The 16,500-nt window shown below is 53.5% G+C and carries 15 protein-coding genes; 14 read left to right on the top strand and 1 reads right to left on the bottom strand.

Annotated elements, in window-relative coordinates:
* From G549_RS0117750 to G549_RS0117740, 3 genes are read left to right on the top strand one after another with little or no spacing between them, the layout of a single operon-like run.
* Complete coding sequence (locus G549_RS0117750; RefSeq protein ID WP_027836134.1) at positions 1-1,242, top strand: MGH1-like glycoside hydrolase domain-containing protein; 1,242 nt, start codon at positions 1-3, stop codon at positions 1,240-1,242.
* Positions 1,243-1,252: 10 nt separating this feature from the next.
* Positions 1,253-2,302 carry an ABC transporter ATP-binding protein gene (locus tag G549_RS0117745; protein WP_027836133.1) on the top strand — a complete coding sequence of 350 codons (1,050 nt, stop codon included), beginning with the start codon at positions 1,253-1,255 and terminating at the stop codon, positions 2,300-2,302.
* Positions 2,303-2,334: 32 nt separating this feature from the next.
* Positions 2,335-3,582, top strand: a complete 1,248-nt coding sequence (locus G549_RS0117740) for a glycerate kinase type-2 family protein (protein WP_027836132.1) — start codon at positions 2,335-2,337, stop codon at positions 3,580-3,582.
* Between the two features lie 45 nt (positions 3,583-3,627).
* Here G549_RS0117740 and G549_RS0117735 read toward each other — a convergent pair whose 3' ends face one another.
* Positions 3,628-4,323 carry a GntR family transcriptional regulator gene (locus G549_RS0117735; RefSeq protein WP_051214109.1) on the bottom strand — a complete coding sequence of 232 codons (696 nt, stop codon included), beginning with the start codon at positions 4,321-4,323 and terminating at the stop codon, positions 3,628-3,630.
* Positions 4,324-4,435: 112 nt separating this feature from the next.
* Here G549_RS0117735 and uxaC point away from each other — a divergent pair, with 112 nt between their 5' ends.
* The 11 genes from uxaC to G549_RS21595 all read left to right on the top strand — a co-directional run bounded on the left by uxaC (position 4,436) and on the right by G549_RS21595 (position 16,281).
* Entirely contained in the window at positions 4,436-5,842 is a 1,407-nt protein-coding gene (uxaC, locus tag G549_RS0117730; RefSeq protein WP_027836130.1) for a glucuronate isomerase, read from the top strand.
* Positions 5,843-5,877: 35 nt separating this feature from the next.
* Positions 5,878-6,858, top strand: coding sequence for a TRAP transporter substrate-binding protein (locus G549_RS0117725; protein WP_027836129.1), 981 nt, complete (start codon positions 5,878-5,880; stop codon positions 6,856-6,858).
* Between the two features lie 54 nt (positions 6,859-6,912).
* Positions 6,913-7,434, top strand: a complete 522-nt coding sequence (locus G549_RS0117720; protein WP_027836128.1) for a TRAP transporter small permease — start codon at positions 6,913-6,915, stop codon at positions 7,432-7,434.
* 3 nt (positions 7,435-7,437) lie between these two features.
* Positions 7,438-8,718, top strand: coding sequence for a TRAP transporter large permease (locus tag G549_RS0117715; RefSeq protein ID WP_027836127.1), 1,281 nt, complete (start codon positions 7,438-7,440; stop codon positions 8,716-8,718).
* A 1-nt stretch (position 8,719) separates the two neighbouring features.
* Entirely contained in the window at positions 8,720-9,037 is a 318-nt protein-coding gene (locus G549_RS0117710; RefSeq protein WP_210162451.1) for a cupin domain-containing protein, read from the top strand.
* A gap of 11 nt (positions 9,038-9,048) precedes the next feature.
* Positions 9,049-9,873, top strand: a complete 825-nt coding sequence (gene kduI / locus G549_RS0117705; RefSeq protein ID WP_027836125.1) for a 5-dehydro-4-deoxy-D-glucuronate isomerase — start codon at positions 9,049-9,051, stop codon at positions 9,871-9,873.
* Positions 9,870-10,613 carry a 2-dehydro-3-deoxy-D-gluconate 5-dehydrogenase KduD gene (gene kduD, locus G549_RS0117700; RefSeq protein ID WP_027836124.1) on the top strand — a complete coding sequence of 248 codons (744 nt, stop codon included), beginning with the start codon at positions 9,870-9,872 and terminating at the stop codon, positions 10,611-10,613. The genes kduI and kduD overlap by 4 nt, the downstream gene beginning before the upstream one ends.
* Positions 10,603-12,039, top strand: coding sequence for a mannitol dehydrogenase family protein (locus G549_RS0117695; RefSeq protein WP_027836123.1), 1,437 nt, complete (start codon positions 10,603-10,605; stop codon positions 12,037-12,039). The genes kduD and G549_RS0117695 overlap by 11 nt, the downstream gene beginning before the upstream one ends.
* Positions 12,036-13,208, top strand: coding sequence for a mannonate dehydratase (gene uxuA / locus G549_RS0117690; RefSeq protein ID WP_027836122.1), 1,173 nt, complete (start codon positions 12,036-12,038; stop codon positions 13,206-13,208). The genes G549_RS0117695 and uxuA overlap by 4 nt, the downstream gene beginning before the upstream one ends.
* A gap of 1 nt (position 13,209) precedes the next feature.
* On the top strand, positions 13,210-14,733 hold the full coding sequence (locus tag G549_RS0117685) for a UxaA family hydrolase (RefSeq protein ID WP_027836121.1): 1,524 nt from the start codon (positions 13,210-13,212) through the stop codon (positions 14,731-14,733).
* Between the two features lie 855 nt (positions 14,734-15,588).
* The gene (locus tag G549_RS21595) at positions 15,589-16,281 is read left to right on the top strand and encodes a lysozyme family protein (RefSeq protein ID WP_169449676.1); all 693 of its coding nucleotides are present in this window, start codon (positions 15,589-15,591) and stop codon (positions 16,279-16,281) included.
* Positions 16,282-16,500 lie beyond the last annotated feature (219 nt).

The following is a 16,500-nucleotide window of genomic DNA, read 5'->3' as shown; positions in this document are numbered from 1 at the left end:
ATGACAAAGACGATCGATTTAGACGAACAGGCGCGCGACATTTTGAAAATGAATGATCGCGGCGGGTACACCATCCCAACCAAAGGGCTTTACCCCTATCAGTGGAATTGGGATAGCGCCTTTGCCGCGCTTGGCTTTGCGCAGTTTGACTGCGCGCGCGCCTGGGCCGAATTGGAGACGCTGTTTAGTGCCCAATGGGCCGACGGCATGGTGCCCCATATTGTGTTTCACAAGGCCGATCCCGGTTATTACCCCGGGCCAGATGTTTGGGGTGGCACCGGGCCAATTCCTTCATCCGGCATCACGCAACCACCAATTGCCGCAACCATGGCGCGGCTGATTTTTGAAAAGGACCAAACACTAGGCGAAGAGCATTTGCGGGCGCTGTTCCCCAAGCTGCGCCGCTGGCATAGTTGGTTTATGCAATGGCGGCTGGACCGAGGCGCCGTTTGCGTGACCCATCCATGGGAAGCGGGGCGTGACAACACGCCGGAGTGGGATGCGCCGATGGCTCGCATCGACCCGACAGATGTGGGCGAATATGTGCGGCGCGATACCCAGCATGTCGACGGCTCTATGCGCCCGACAAAATATGATTACGACCGCTATATCTGGCTGGTGCAAATGGGGCGGCGCCTGCATTGGGATCAGCAAAAACTGTTAGACGAAAACCCGTTTCGTGTTGCCGATCCCACCATGACTTTCACCTTGTTGCGCGCACAGCGCGACTTGCTGGCCATGGGGCAAATGCTTGGACTTGATGTTGGCGGCATCACCGAAGAAATTGAGATTTTGGAGCAGGGCGCGCAAACACTTTGGAATCCTGAGCTTGAAAGTTTTGATGCGCGGGATGCCCACAGCGGCGAATGGGCGAATTGCGTATCCAATGCCTCATTCTTGTGCTGGTATGCCGGTCTTGATTCAGAGGGACAAACCAAGCAATTGCAGCGGGTGCTCGACAAAGTGCAATATGGCGTACCCAGCCATGATCCCGAAAGCGACAAATTTGATGGCCGTCGATATTGGCGCGGGCCAACTTGGGCCGTGATGAATCTGCTGATCGGGCTTGGCCTCGAGGAGAGAAACCATCCGCTTGCTGAACGTGTGCGCATCGCCACGAAAACGCTGATCGAGGAGAGCGGTTTTTCTGAATATTTTGATCCGACGGACGGCAGCGCTGCTGGCGGACAAGGATTTACGTGGACAGCCGCCGTTTGGCTTAGCTGGGCTGGCCGCACCTAAGGAGGATATGATGGGTTCAATTGAGTTGAAATCAGTTGAGAAATGGTATGGCGATGCGCAAGTGATTAAGGGCATCGATTTATCCATCCATGAAGGGGAATTCCTCGTTTTTGTCGGGCCGTCAGGCTGCGGCAAATCCACCTTATTGCGCATGATTGGCGGCTTGGAGGATATTTCGCGCGGCACCCTGGAAATCAATGGCAAGGATGTCACCGGCCACCCGCCGGCCAAGCGCGGCCTGGCCATGGTGTTCCAAAGCTACGCGCTTTATCCGCATATGTCGGTATGGGACAATATGGCCTTTGGGTTGAAAACCGCAGGTGCACCAAAGGCTGAGATTCAAGAGAAGGTGGATTATGCGGCACAAACGCTGCAACTCGAGCCCTATCTGCAGCGCCGGCCCAAAGATTTGTCGGGCGGCCAGCGCCAACGCGTAGCCATCGGTCGCTCCATCGTGCGTGACCCAACGGCCTTTCTGTTTGATGAGCCCCTATCAAATCTCGATGCGGCACTTCGGGTCGAAATGCGGCATGAGATTGCCAAACTGCACCGATCGCTGCAATCCACCATGATTTATGTGACCCATGATCAGGTGGAAGCCATGACCTTGGCTGACCGCATAGTTGTGTTGGAGTTTGGCAAAATTGCCCAGGTGGGCACGCCGCGCGAGCTTTATGAGCGGCCGCAAAACACCTTTGTCGCGCAGTTTATTGGCAGCCCGAAAATGAATCTGATGTCCTGCACCACGCAGGACGGGGCCTATAAACTAGATGGCGCGCGCGGAGGCAATTATGATTTTACCGATAATGCCATCCAGATCGGCGTCCGCCCCGATCACATTGCATTGGGAAAAGTGGGAACGGGCCAATGCGATGGCGTTGTGGATTTGATCGAATATCTCGGCTCGGACAGCTTTGTGATTGTTGATTGCGGTGCGGTAGGCCGGATCAATGTGCGCTGCGTCGGCGGCACCGAACTCGACATTGGTGAAAAGGTGGGCCTCAGCTTTGATGCAGATAAATTGAGCTTTTTCGACAAAGACGGCATGCGCGTTTCGTGATTTCACCCACCAACTGGTTGAGTATTTGATTGATGCAAAGCGATGCCACCCGCCTGCTGCAAAACTTGTTTGAACAAGCCGTCGCAACCGCAGATCCGATGAATTGTTTGGCGGCCCATTTACCGCCGCCGCCGAAAGGGCGCTTGATCGTGATTGGAGCGGGCAAAGCCAGCGCGCGGATGGCTGAGGCTGTTGAGCGCCATTATGATCAGCCCTTGGAAGGGTTGGTTATCACGCGATATGGCTATAGCCGTCCAACCCAGCAGATTGAGATTGTGGAAGCGGCACATCCGGTGCCCGACCAAGCCGGTGTGGACGCCACCCGCCGTATTCTAAATCTTGTCGACAATCTCACCCCTGATGATTTGGTTCTGGCGCTGATATCTGGCGGCGGGTCGTCGCTCTTATGTGCCCCACGCGATGGCCTTAGCCTCGCGCAAAAGCAACAAATCAACAAAGACTTGCTGGCCAGTGGTGCCCCTATTTCACAAATGAACGTAGTGCGGCGGCATTTATCTCAGGTGAAGGGCGGCAAACTCGCCGCGGCGTGTGCGCCGGCGCAAGTGCTTGGCTTGATCATTTCCGATGTGCCCGGCGATGATGTTGCCGTCATCGCGTCCGGACCCACAGTGCCGCAGCCGCCGTCAGCAAATTCGGTGTCAGATATTTTAGAGCGCTGGGGCATAGACCCGGCTCCGTTCGCCCAATTTTCCGTAGACCCAGATCAAGATTTTGAGGCTTTAAAAGATAAGGTAAGCAACAAAGTGGTGGCCGCACCGTCTCAGTCTTTGGCCGCCGCGAAAACAGTGGCTGAACAAGTTGGATGTGACGTATTGATGTTGGGCGATGACCTTGAAGGCGAAGCCCGCGAGTTGGGCGCCGCCCATGCCCATAAAGCACTTGAGATTGCCGCAAATCGCGCGGCCACGCAAAAACCACTGCTGATCCTTTCTGGAGGCGAATGCACCGTTACCAGAACCGGAAATGGAGTGGGGGGCCCAAATGCAGAATATGCACTCGCTGCGCTTATCGCCTTGAACGGCAATCCTCGCATCACCCTGCTGGCCGCCGATACAGACGGTGTGGATGGCGCGGCAGAAGTTGCAGGCGCATTTGTTTTGCCCGACAGCTTACAGCGCGCGACAGATCTCGGCTGCGCTCCGCAAGACTATTTGCAACGAAACGATGCACACCACTTTTTTGAGGCCTTGGGCGATCAGTTTATCACTGGCCCAACACTGACCAACGTAAACGACTTCCGCGCCATCCTAATCGAATAGCATCGCGCGACGACACAAGCGTGCTCCAATTAGGCACCAGGTCTACTAGACGCGCTCTTCAAAATAGGCTGCGTGTTTGCGACGCAATATTTCCAGATGCGGTTTGATCCCGGTCAGGTGTGCACGCAAATTCTTTTCGGCAAGAGGCAGATCGCCTGCTTCTAACGCGGAAAGAATTTCGTAGTGTTCACCGCGCACGCGTGCACGATGTTCTTGTGACAAGGTGAGATAACGCACGCGGTCAAGATGCGCTTTGTGATCTTGAATGAGACCCCACACATGCTCATGCCCCGCATGTTCACACACCAAGCGGTGAAATTCTTCATCCAAAGCGTGAAAGCCGGCGGGATCGGTTGAGTCGAGGGCGTTTTGCTGGGCGGCAATATTTTCACGCAGATGTGCAATCAATGACGCGCCATTGGTTTCAAATGCGCGCCGCAAACATTCCACTTCCAAGGCAATCCGCACAAAGGCCGCATTAAGAACTGCGGCCTCTGAAATCTTGGTCACCAAGGTGGCCCGCTGAGGGCGCACGGCCAGCAGCCCGATTTTCGAAAGACGATAAAACGCATCGCGCACCGGCTGACGCGAGACATCCAGCCGAGCGGCCATTTCGGCTTCAGACAATTTTGTCCCCGGCGGCAATTCCAAAGAAATTACAGCTTGATAGAGCGTGTCAAAAATTTGGTCGGTTGCAGTCTGAGGCGGCGTTGTCGCCAAAGAAGCAAGTCTGGTCCCCATCACATCGAGCTCCGTTTCTATTGTGAATTTCTTTCTATCCGCTTTTTTGGTTTGACTCAACTAGTAATCTAGCATATTAGTCGGCTAGAAACACAAAAGTGGACGGATATTGATGGCAATTTTGGACCCAGACAGACTTTTTCCGGTTGACCCAAATGTGCGCTCTATGGCGCGGGGGCTTTACCAGTCTGTTTGCGACTTGCCGATCATCAGCCCCCATGGCCATTGCGACCCAGCCTGGTTTGCGCAAAACCAACGTTTTTCCAACCCCGCCGAATTGTTTGTCGTGCCCGACCATTATGCGTTTCGCATGCTGGTGAGCCAGGGCATTGAATTGGATGCGCTGGGCATTCCCAAAGCTGATGGTCAAAAAACCGAGCGCGATCCGCGCGCCATCTGGCGATTGCTGGCTGAGAATTTTTATCTGTTTCGTGGGACGCCCACCGCCATGTGGCTGGAGCATTCATTTGAACATGTGTTTGGCCTAGATGCGCCACTCACGGCCGACAATGCCGATGCATATTATGACCATATCGACCAAAAGCTGGGCGAGGAAGATTTCCGCCCACGAGCGATTTTTGAGCGGTTTAATATTGAAGTTTTGGCAACAACAGAATCGGCTTTGGACGATCTGAAGTGGCACAAGCAGATCGCGCAAAGTGACTGGACGGGCAGGGTGGTGACCACCTATCGGCCGGACGCTGTGGTCGATCCTGAATTTGAGGGCTTTCACGCCAATATTGAGCAGTTCGGCGCCATCACTGGCGAAGACACCACCAATTGGCAAGGCTATTTGAACGCCCATCGCGCGCGGCGTGCCTTCTTTAAAGAACATGGCGCCACCGCCAGCGATCACGGGCATCCCACCGCCCGCACTGCCGATCTCGATCAATCCGAAGCGGCGGCCCTATATCAAAAGGTGATCAGCGGCACTTTTTCCGCCAATGAGGCAGATCTGTTCCGTGGGCAAATGATTACGGAAATGGCGCGCATGTCTTTAGACGACGGCCTGACGCTGCAATTGCATCCGGGCTCGCGCCGCAACCACAGCCAAGATGTGCTGGCCACATATGGGCGCGACAAGGGCTTTGATATTCCAGGACGCACAGATTATGTGGACGCGCTGCAGCCCCTATTGAATGCGGTTGGCTTTGAGCCGGGTCTAACCATCATCATGTTCACGCTGGATGAAACAACTTATGGCCGCGAGCTGGCGCCGTTGGCGGGGGTTTATCCCGCGCTTAAGCTGGGGCCGCCCTGGTGGTTTTTTGACAGCTATGAAGGCATCAAACGGTTCCGCGAGGCCACAACGGAGACTTGCGGATTTTACAACACAGTCGGGTTCAATGATGACACGCGAGCCTTTTGCTCTATCCCCGCGCGACACGATGTGGCGCGCCGGGCCGACTGTTCTTATCTCGCCCAATTGGTCGCCACTGGCCGATTGCGCGAAAACGAGGCGTATCAGGTCGCTTATGACCTGACGTATGGACTGGCCAAAAAAGCGTACGCGCTTTGATCAGTTAATTGGTTTCAATTTCTTGGGAGGAAAACATGAAACATCTTAAAACCAGTGTCGTCGCCCTGTTGGCGTCTGCATCATTCGCAACAGCGGCGACCGCTTGCGACATCACCCTCAAATCATCTGACACCCACCCTGAAGGCTATCCGACCGTTGCAGCGGTTCAGTATATGGGCGAGCTTTTGGAAGAGCGCTCAAATGGCCGAATTTGCGTTGAAGTGTTCCACTCCGCGCAATTGGGTGAAGAAAAAGACACCATCGAGCAAACCCAGCTGGGCGTGATCGATCTGAACCGTGTAAGTCTTGGGCCATTCAATAACATTATTGAAGAAACCAAAGTGTTCTCGCTGCCCTATATTTTCCGTGGCACGGATCACATGCACAAAGTGGTTGACGGCGAAGTCGGTGAATCCATTCTGAACGAATTTAGCAATCACGGACTTGTTGGCCTTGCTTATTATGATGGCGGCTCACGAAGCTTTTACAACAGCAAAAAGCCCATCACTTCCATCGAGGATGTTGAAGGTTTGAAATTCCGCGTGATGCAATCTGACGTGTTTGTGGACATGGTAAGCGCATTGGGCGGCAACGCGACACCATTGCCTTATGGTGAGGTTTATTCCTCAATTCAAACAGGTGTGATCGACGGTGCAGAGAATAACTGGCCCTCATTTGAATCATCTGGTCACTACGAAGTGGCAGGCTACTACACCCTTGATCAGCATTTGATCGTGCCTGAAGTGTTGGTGATGAGCAAAAAGTCTTGGGACGGTCTTGCCCCTGATGATCAGGAACTCATTCGCGACGCAGCGAAAGATTCTGTGCCCGTCATGCGCGAGCTCTGGGCTGCCCGTGAAAAGGCATCTGAGGAAAAAGTACGCGCTGCAGGCGTGGAGATTGTTGAAGACGTGGATAAGACGCCATTCATCAACGCCATGGACCCCGTGTATGAAAAACACGTAAAATCCGACAAGCTCAAAGATTTGGTCCAAAAGATCAGAGCAGTTGAGTAAATTTTAGGATGCGGGCCGGGCTGCCTGGCCCGCATTTTCGGATTGGAGTTCACAATGGTCGATTTTGTACTCGCTTTCTCGCGCATTCTGGCCGTGTTCTCTCGCCTTGTTTTGTGGATGGCTGGCGCCGGGTTGGTTGCCATGACGGTTTTTATCGGCATGCAAGTGTGGGGACGTTTTGTTCTGAATGATACCCCAACCTGGACCGAAACGTCCTCCATACTGCTGATGGGCTGGGTGATTTTCCTCGGCGCTGCCGTTGGTATTCGCGAGGGAAATCACCTCAGCTTTGATGTCCTGCTCTATGTGCTGCCGCGCCCATTGGTAAAAATCTGCCACTCTATTTCCGATCTGGTGGTGATCGCGTTTGGCGCCGGCATGATCGGTTATGGCTTGCAACTTGCGGCCACAACGTGGGCCACCACCATACCCAATTTGGGCATCACCGGCGCCACCAGCTTCTTTTCGCTGATTTTTGGCGGGGTGTTGATGGTTTTGTTTTCCCTGGAACGGTTATTGCGACGCGTTGTGGGCTTGCACACGCCCCGCTTTGGCGACGACGTGATTGAGGAATAATTTATGGAACTTGTTGTTCTTTTCGGCACATTCACCGGGCTTTTGTTGATCGGGGCTCCCGTGGCCTTTTGTCTTGGCGTGTCCAGCTTTGCCACCATCGCCTTTTTGGGGCTGCCCCCCGTTGTTGTTTTCCAGCGGCTAAACTCCGGCATTTCAGTTTTTGCGTTGTTGGCAATTCCCTTTTTCATTTACGCTGGTGAGCTGATGGTGCGCGGCGATATTGCCCGGCGCCTTGTGGCACTGGCGGGCGCGGCCGTGGGGCATTTGCGCGGCGGTTTGGGACAAGTCAACATCACTGCATCAGTCATGTTTGGCGGCATCTCAGGTTCCGCAGCAGCTGATGCGTCAGCCATTGGTGGCTTGATGATTCCGCAAATGGCGGAACGCGGCTATGGCCGCGACTATGCCGTCAATATTACTGTGGTTTCATCGATCATTGCGCTGATGCTGCCGCCCTCGCATAATCTGATCATCTATTCGATTGCCGCCGGCGGGCGTATGTCCATCGCCGACCTGTTTACAGCTGGGATTATTCCCGGGTTGTTGCTTGCCGTGGCTCTTATGATTGTCGCCTGGTTTGTGGCCAAAAAGCGTGGCTACTCCACCGAGCCATTTCCGGGCGCGCGCGCCGTGTTCGGCCTATTGGTTGGAGCCTTGCCCGGCCTCATTCTGGTGGCGATCATGTTTGGTGGCGTGCGCTCCGGCGTGTTCACCGCCTCTGAAAGCTCAGGCATTGCCGTGATTTACGCGATTGCGGTCACCATTCTCGTTTATCGATCCTTGCCGTGGAACGAGTTTGTTGCCGCCACACTGTCCGCCGTCAGAACATCATCAATGGTGCTCCTCGTGATCGGCTCTGCCGCCGCCTTTGGCTGGCTGCTCGCCTATTTGCGCGTACCCGCCGAGTTGGTGCAATGGATGAAAGGCGTTTCACAAAACCCACTTGTCATCCTGTTGATGCTCAACATCATTCTGTTGTTGCTTGGCACCTTTATGGACATGTCACCCTTGATTGTGATCACCACGCCGATCTTTTTGCCAGTGGCGTTGGCCTATGGCATCGACCCGGTGCAATTCGGCATCATTTTGATCCTCAATCTGGGGATTGGCCTTTGTACGCCGCCCGTAGGCGCCGTGCTGTTTGTCGGGTGTGCCGTCGGCAAAATCAGAATTTCGGAGGCCATCAAAACCATTTGGCCATTCTATTTCGCCGCCATCTTTGTGTTGATGATGGTGACCTATATTCCAAGCCTTTCACTTTGGCTTCCCTCCGTTTTCAAATGAGATTGAGATGCTAAAAACCTATCCAGCAATTGCTGCAGACCGCGGCGTCACACGCCAAGTCTTGAGCGAACACAAAGACCTAATGATCGTTTCATTTAAGTTTGAAGCGGGGGCTGAAGGTGCCCTGCACAACCATCCTCATGTTCAATCCACTTTTGTGCGTAGCGGCAAGTTCCGCTTCACGTTGGGGGAGGAGCAGATTGAGGTTGGCCCAGGCGACTCCTTCATCATTCCATCAGAGGCGACACATGGCTGTGTTTGCCTTGAATCCGGCGAGCTGATCGACAGCTTCACCCCGCGCCGCGACGACTTTCTTTAAAAGGAGCCACCATGCCAAATGTAGAAACACGTCACGCGATTGACCCGGTCTCGGCGAAATCATTCGACACCCAATCCTTGCGACAACATTTTCATGTAGATGGCTTGTTTGTCCCCGGCACGCTCAAGCTCGTCTATACCCATTATGACCGCATGATGCTTGGGTCAGCCGTGCCAACTGACAAGGATATTGTGCTCGAACATGTGGCGGAAACCGGCACCCCCGGTGTGCTTGACCGACGTGAAATGGGCGTTTTGAATATTGGCGAGGCGGGCACGATCACTGTCGACGGCACGACCTATGAAGTGGGTGCGGGCGAGGTGCTCTATATTGGCCGTGGCGCAGGACCAATTACGTTCAGTGCCCCTGGACGCTATTACATTTTGAGCGCCCCGGCACATCACACCTATCCCACCAAGCTGATCAAAATTGCTGATGCCAGACGGGTTGAGTTGGGTTCAGCGGAAACAGCAAATGAGCGCGTCATCATTCAGTTCTTACACCCTGAAGTGTGTGAAAGCTGCCAGCTTCTCATGGGCTACACCCAATTTGCGCCTGGTTCAGTGTGGAACACCATGCCCGCGCACCGTCATGATCGACGCATGGAAGCCTATCTCTATTTTGATCTCTCAGAAGAACAGCGCGTGTTCCACTTTATGGGCGAACCGGACGAAACTCGCCATATGGTGATCGCCAATGAGGAGGCAATTATTTCGCCACCTTGGTCGATCCATAGTGGGGCAGGCACTGGTGCTTACACATTCTGCTGGGCGATGGCCGGAGATAATGTCGATTTCACCGATATGGACATGGTTCCCATGGAGACGCTGCGATGAATGCTTTCACTCTTCAAGGCAAGCGCGCTTTGGTGACCGGCGCCAACACCGGCATTGGTCGGGCCATTGCCATTGGTTTGGCGGAGGCGGGCGCCCATGTGGTCGCTGCCGGGCGTTCATCTTGTGATGAAACCGTCGCCACGATAGAGGCGGCGGGCGGCACTGGCGAAGCGCTTTATATGGATCTGGCGGACGGCACCCATGGGGTAGCGGCGCTGCAAGAGGCGGGCGACATCGACATTCTGGTCAACAATGCGGGGATCATCCGGCGCGAAGATTCCGTCGACTTTGCTGAAAAGGACTGGGATGAGGTGATGGATGTCAACCTCAAAGCAGTTTTCATGTTGTCTCAAGCCTTTGCCAAATCTGTTTTTGCCCGCTCGGCAACAGGTCGCATTGTCAACATCGCTTCACTGTTGAGCTTTCAAGGCGGCATTCGTGTGCCCTCATATACCGCGTCCAAACATGGCGTGGTGGGGTTGACCAAAATTCTCACCAATGAATGGGCCGCCAAAGGCATCAATGTGAACGCGGTGGCCCCCGGTTACATCGCCACCAACAACACCAAGGCCTTGCGCGAAGACCCAAAACGCGCTGCCGAAATTCTGGGGCGTATTCCAGCCGGTCGCTGGGGCGATCCCGCTGACATTGCCGGCGCTGTCACCTTTTTGTGCATGCCCGCATCCACCTATATTCATGGCGCGGTATTAAATGTTGATGGAGGCTGGCTTGCCCGCTAATCCCCGTCTCACACGAACATTACCTGCCGCTAAAGCTGGCATTGTGCATTTTGGCCCCGGCGCTTTTTTCCGCGCCTTTGGGGCGATTTACACCAATGATGTGATGGACCCAGCCAAGGATAAATGGGGCATTGTTGCCGTCAGCCTTAAAAGCCCAACTGCGCGCGATCAATTGATGCCGCAAGGCGGCACCTATACCGCGATTGAACGCGGACCAGATGGGGAAAAGACCCAAAAGATCAATTCGATTGTGAATGTGTTGGTGGCGCCGGAAGACCCACAGGCGGTATTGGCGCAGATGGCCGATCCTGCGATTGAGATTGTCTCACTGACCATCACAGAAAAGGGCTATTGCTACGCGCCTGCCACCAAGCGCTTAGACCAAACCAACGCCGACATTCAGCACGACATTTCAAATCTCAGCACGCCCCGCACAGCGATCGGCTTTATCGTTTCTGCCCTCAATCAGCGGCGGCAAGCGGGGCAAAAACCGTTCACACTATTGTCGTGCGATAATTTGCCGTCCAACGGCCAATTGCTTCGCAATTTGACGCTAGAGTTTGCAAAGCTGGTGGACCCGACGCTGGCACAATGGATCAGCACCCATGCCACATTTCCCTCCACCATGGTCGACCGGATTACACCCGCCACCACACAGGCGGACATTGACCGCCTGGCGGAAACCGAAAGCTATGTCGATCTTGGCTGCGTGGTGCATGAACCCTTTCGCCAATGGGTGATTGAGGACAATTTTGTTGGCGCACGACCCAACTGGGAAAAAGCCGGGGCGCAAATCGTGGCCAATGTCGACGCGCACGAGCTGATGAAATTGCGGTGCTTGAACGGCACCCATTCCAGCCTCGCCTATCTTGGGTATCTCGCCGGATATGAATTGATAAGTGAAACTGTGGCCGATCCGTCGTTCTCAAAGCTTTGCCACCAAATGTGGCAGCAAGAAATCACACCCACACTTCCCACGCCAGAAGGTGAGGATTTGCCTGCTTATTGTCAGGCGCTCATGGAGCGGTATGAAAACAAGGCCATCAAGCATCGCACTTGGCAAATTGCCATGGACGGCAGCCAAAAATTGCCGCAGCGGCTTTTGGGCACCGTGCATGATTGCCTGCAAATGGGCCGCGTGCCGAAAGGTCTAAGTTTGGCGATTGCTGGTTGGATGCGGTTTGTCGGCGGTGTTGACGAAAAAGGCCAGCTTATTGAGGTGCGCGATCCGATGGCCGAACAACTAAAACATGCCTATGACGCAGCGAATGATCCGGCAGAAAAGGTGCTGTCGCTTTTGGCGATCCACCAAATCTTTGAGCCCCAATTGACCGAAAATCAGCAATTTGTAAGCGCTGTGCAGGCGGCCCTGTCCGGGCTGATCCACAAAGGTGCGCGCCAAATGGTTGCGGAGTTAACACAATGAAACAAACATGGCGCTGGTTTGGCCCATTGGACAAAATCAGTTTGAAGGAAGTGCGGCAGACTGGAGCAAGTGGCATTGTCACAGCGCTGCATGAAATTCCCTATGGTGAGGTGTGGCCACGCGAAAAAATCGCAGCTCGAAAAGCTGAGATAGAGGCAGCAGGTCTCACTTGGGAGGTTGTCGAAAGCTTGCCCGTGCATGAAAAAATCAAGCATGGACAAGGCGATCTTTCCGCACTGTTCGCCAATTACCGCCAGTCCATGGCGAATTTGGCGGCCGAGGGGATCACAACCATCTGCTATAATTTCATGCCGGTACTCGACTGGACGCGCACCACCCTTGATGCACCAGAGGAAAATGGCGGCACAGCATTGCGCTTTGAACTGGCAGAATGCGCCGCATTCGACCTGTTTATGATGGGGCGTGAAACTGACGATTACACACCGGACATTGTCGCAAAGGCGAAAGACTGGTGGGAGGGTTCGACCGAAGCGCAACGTGCGCAGCTCACCCATTCAATCATGTCCGGTTTGCCCGGTGCTTATAAGCGGTATGATGCAGCTGGTTTGCACATTGAGCTGCAAAAATGGGCTGGGTTCACAGCCAATGATCTGCGCAATTCACTTACGCGGTTTTTGCACGAAATCATGCCAACTGCGCGTGAACTCGGGATCAAAATGTGCATCCATCCGGATGATCCGCCGCGGCCGCTTTTCGGCTTACCCCGTATTGTATCCTGTGCAGAAGATTTGGCCTTTTTGCTCCGCATTGACGAGGCACCCGAAAACGGGCTCACCTTATGCTCGGGCTCGCTTGGGGCTAACCCGAACAATGATGTGCCAGCCATTGCCGCGCAATATGCTGACCGGATTCACTTCGCCCATTTGCGCAACGTCAAGCGCGACGCCGATGGATCGTTTCAGGAATCTGAGCATCTTAATGGCGATGTCGATATGGTCAGCTTGGTGGCCAATCTGCTTGCTGAAGAACGTACCCGCGCCACAAATGGCCGCGCGGATGCTGAAATACCATTTCGTCCCGATCACGGGCATGCTCTGTTGAACGATGATGAGCGCGGGACCCATCCAGGTTATCCACTTGTTGGCCGCCTCAAAGGTTTAGCAGAACTGCGCGGGGTGATTGCAGGGCTCCGCCATGGGGGTGGCTGAAATGCGGCCGCCACGTCAGCTTCACCCGGATGACAATGTTGCGGTGTTAATTGACAATGCCCCAAAAGACAGCCGCCCACTGGGCGAGGGGGAGGCTCTCACTGCCGCCTTGGCACCCGGGCATAAAATCGCAACCCGTGCCATTGCTTCGGGCGAACCGATTATCAAGTTGGGCCAAACTATTGGCTTTGCCGCGGCTGAAATTGCACTCGGGGCTCATGTCCACAGCCATAATTGCGTGTTCCGCGCGCACGCTGCCGAATATGATTCAAGTGCAGGGCTTGAGGCGGCAAGGGCTGCCATCCCAAATGTTACATCGCGCCAGTTTGCTGGATTTCAGCGCGACAACGGACAGGTCGGCACCCGCAACATGATCGCACTGGTCTCCACCGTCAACTGTTCGGCCACCGTCATTCGGCAAGCGGCGATGCAGGTGCAACAGTCGGGTATTTTACAGAACTATCCGAATGTAGACGGCATTGTGGCCTGCACCCACAGCCTTGGTTGTGGCATGGATTCGGAAGGCCCCGGCTGGGACAATTTGCAACGTGTGCTTTGGGGGTATGCCAATCACCCGAATGTTGGCGCTGCCCTGTTTGTTGGGCTTGGTTGCGAAGTCATGCAGATTGCAAAGCTCAAGCACAGGTTTGGCAGCAAAGACCAGACCCGCATTTCAGGACTTACAATTCAAGAATCCGGCGGCACACGCGCCACCATTGTGCAGATTGTGGCCCAGATCCATCAGCTCTTGCCGCAGATCAATCAAATCTCACGCACACCTTGTAACCTTGAGCATTTAACCATCGGTCTGCAATGCGGCGGGTCAGACGGCTATTCTGGCATTACCGCCAACCCGGCTTTGGGCTATGCCAGCGATCTGCTGGTGGCGCATGGGGCAACGGTGATCCTTTCGGAAACGCCTGAAATTTACGGCGCGGAGCAGCTTTTACTGCAGCGCGCTGCCAGCAAAGAGGTGGCCAACAAGCTGCTGAAGCACCTCGACTGGTGGCAAAATTATGTCGACATCAATAACGGTACGCTGGACAATAATCCCTCGCCTGGCAACAAGGCTGGCGGCCTGACCACCATTTTGGAAAAGTCCCTCGGCGCCGTCGCCAAAGCGGGCAACACACCATTAAATGACGTGGTTCATTATGGCGAAAAACCAACCGCCAAGGGGCTCGTGTTCATGGATACCCCGGGCTATGACCCGGTTTCTGTAACGGGCCAAATCGCCGGTGGTGCCCAACTAATTGTGTTCACAACCGGTCGCGGCTCGGCCTTCGGTTCCACCCCCGCGCCAACCCTGAAACTGGCGACCAACGACCGCCTTTTTGAAACCATGCACGAAGATATGGACTTGAATTGCGGCGACATGATCAGCCAAAATATCAGTGTTGAACAAAAGGGACGGGAAATTTTCGAACAAATCATCGCCACCGCGGAAGGCGCAACCACCAAAAGTGAACAGCTCGGCCTTGGCGATCATGAATTTGTACCCTGGCAAATCGGCGCCGTTATGTAAGCTGACACCAATCCACTTCACCTCGGCGGCGCTTGATCGACCTTAGACGTGGGATCGGTTGGCTGCAGGAAGTCTATATTATTTGTTCCATAAGATATGTTATCCGAACAACTTGCATAAGCGCAAAGCTAAAATGTCACCTAGATATAAAATCATTATCGTCGAACGACAACGATCCTGACAATTAATGCCCTATCCAAACCAAGCGCACAGTCAATGATTGTGATTGCAGATTTCTTCGAACTAAGTACTCACTATTCAAATAGTCTGTTCAAAAACCTTTAGCTCAGCTGAATGAAATAGCGGTTGAGTTACAAATTCAGCAAGCTGAGAAAAATGGACTTGATGCACCAAAACTGTCTGACCTGAAGAAAAAATTTGCAGTGCACATCATGCATCAAAAGGATGCAAGTCGCGAACATAAAACTGACAAAGAACGCGACGATCGAGAACACGCCAAAAGCGAAAAATCTAATGAAAAAGAACTTTAGCAAATCCTTATATACGTGGGACAGCACCTCCTTTTTTGTGGGACAGGTCGCAAATTTGGTGGGACACCTCAGAAATACCTTGGGCCACACACCCCTAACCCATTGAAATCATTAGTTTTAAAAAAACATGCCATTAAAAACCGATAAAATCACTATTAACTTGCTGAAAAACATCGGTTTTTCGGCCTCGACACAAGGGTGCGTAGCGTGTGACCTCTTTTACATTCAGAATGAATGTTCTGAGCCTGATGCGCCGCAACCATGGCTCGCATGTGAAACGGGCAGCGTCCTTCTCGCTGCTCCTTTCGAGCCTCTAAAGCGTGAGAACGATTTGGAGGTGAGCCTGCCAAAAACCATCAACGTGATGGCTTTTGCGCTCGCCATAATTTTGGCGATAGGCATCTCTCCATCTGTAGCCAATGATTGGGGCAAAGACGGTGATTTCAAACTCGCGGTAAAAACTGAACCCAACTCGATTTGGAATTTTTCCAAAAGCGAGTGGGAAAAACAGCACTTCTTTGAAAAGTCGGTTCGAGGCTATGAGTTCAAGCTAGCAAAGCTGCCTTCTCGATATGAGGGCAAGACAAGGCGTGATCAGCTTCTATCGCTGATCGCCTCAGTCGAAGCCCCTCACCGGCAATATGATGCGGTTCATTACAAGGCCAAGGTGAAGCCCCCTGCACTGCCTTCAACCTTGACCATTGGCCAGATATTGCGGTGGATCGAAGATACACCAGGGCAATTTCACGCCATAGGCCGGTATCAGATCATTCCTGATACTTTGGCCTATCTGATTGAAGCTGAATCGATCTCACCTGGGGCTGTGTTTGATAAGAGGCTTCAGGATCAGCTCGCCATTCGCCTCTTGATGGATGCGGGACTTGGAAAGTTTGAAGCTGGAACACTCTCCATAGAACAGTTCATGGACCGCGTTGCTGGTGTTTGGGCTGGATTGCCACTTCAAAATGACAAGTCAGCCTATGATGGCATTGCGGGCAATCGCGCCATCATCAACCGCGATCAATATAAAGCCGCTATGAGCGCGATTTATGGCTAGAAGCTATATCCCACCAAAAAGATGAAAAATCGTCTGTATGGCCGAAAAAACGGCCATATCAGCGAAATTTTCATGCTCTGAACCACCACATTTCAAGAAATTGACAGAACAGACCACCTTATGGGGAGACAACTTACAAAACTACAAAAGTGAAAATTAGCAAAACAGCAAAACAGCAAAACAGCAAAACAGCAAAACAGCAAAACAGCAAAACAGCAA

This window comes from Maritalea myrionectae DSM 19524 (assembly GCF_000423365.1).
GTDB lineage: Bacteria > Pseudomonadota > Alphaproteobacteria > Rhizobiales > Devosiaceae > Maritalea > Maritalea myrionectae.
Note: the sequence above shows the minus strand (reverse complement) of the source record. Positions and strands in the feature narration are given on the sequence as shown.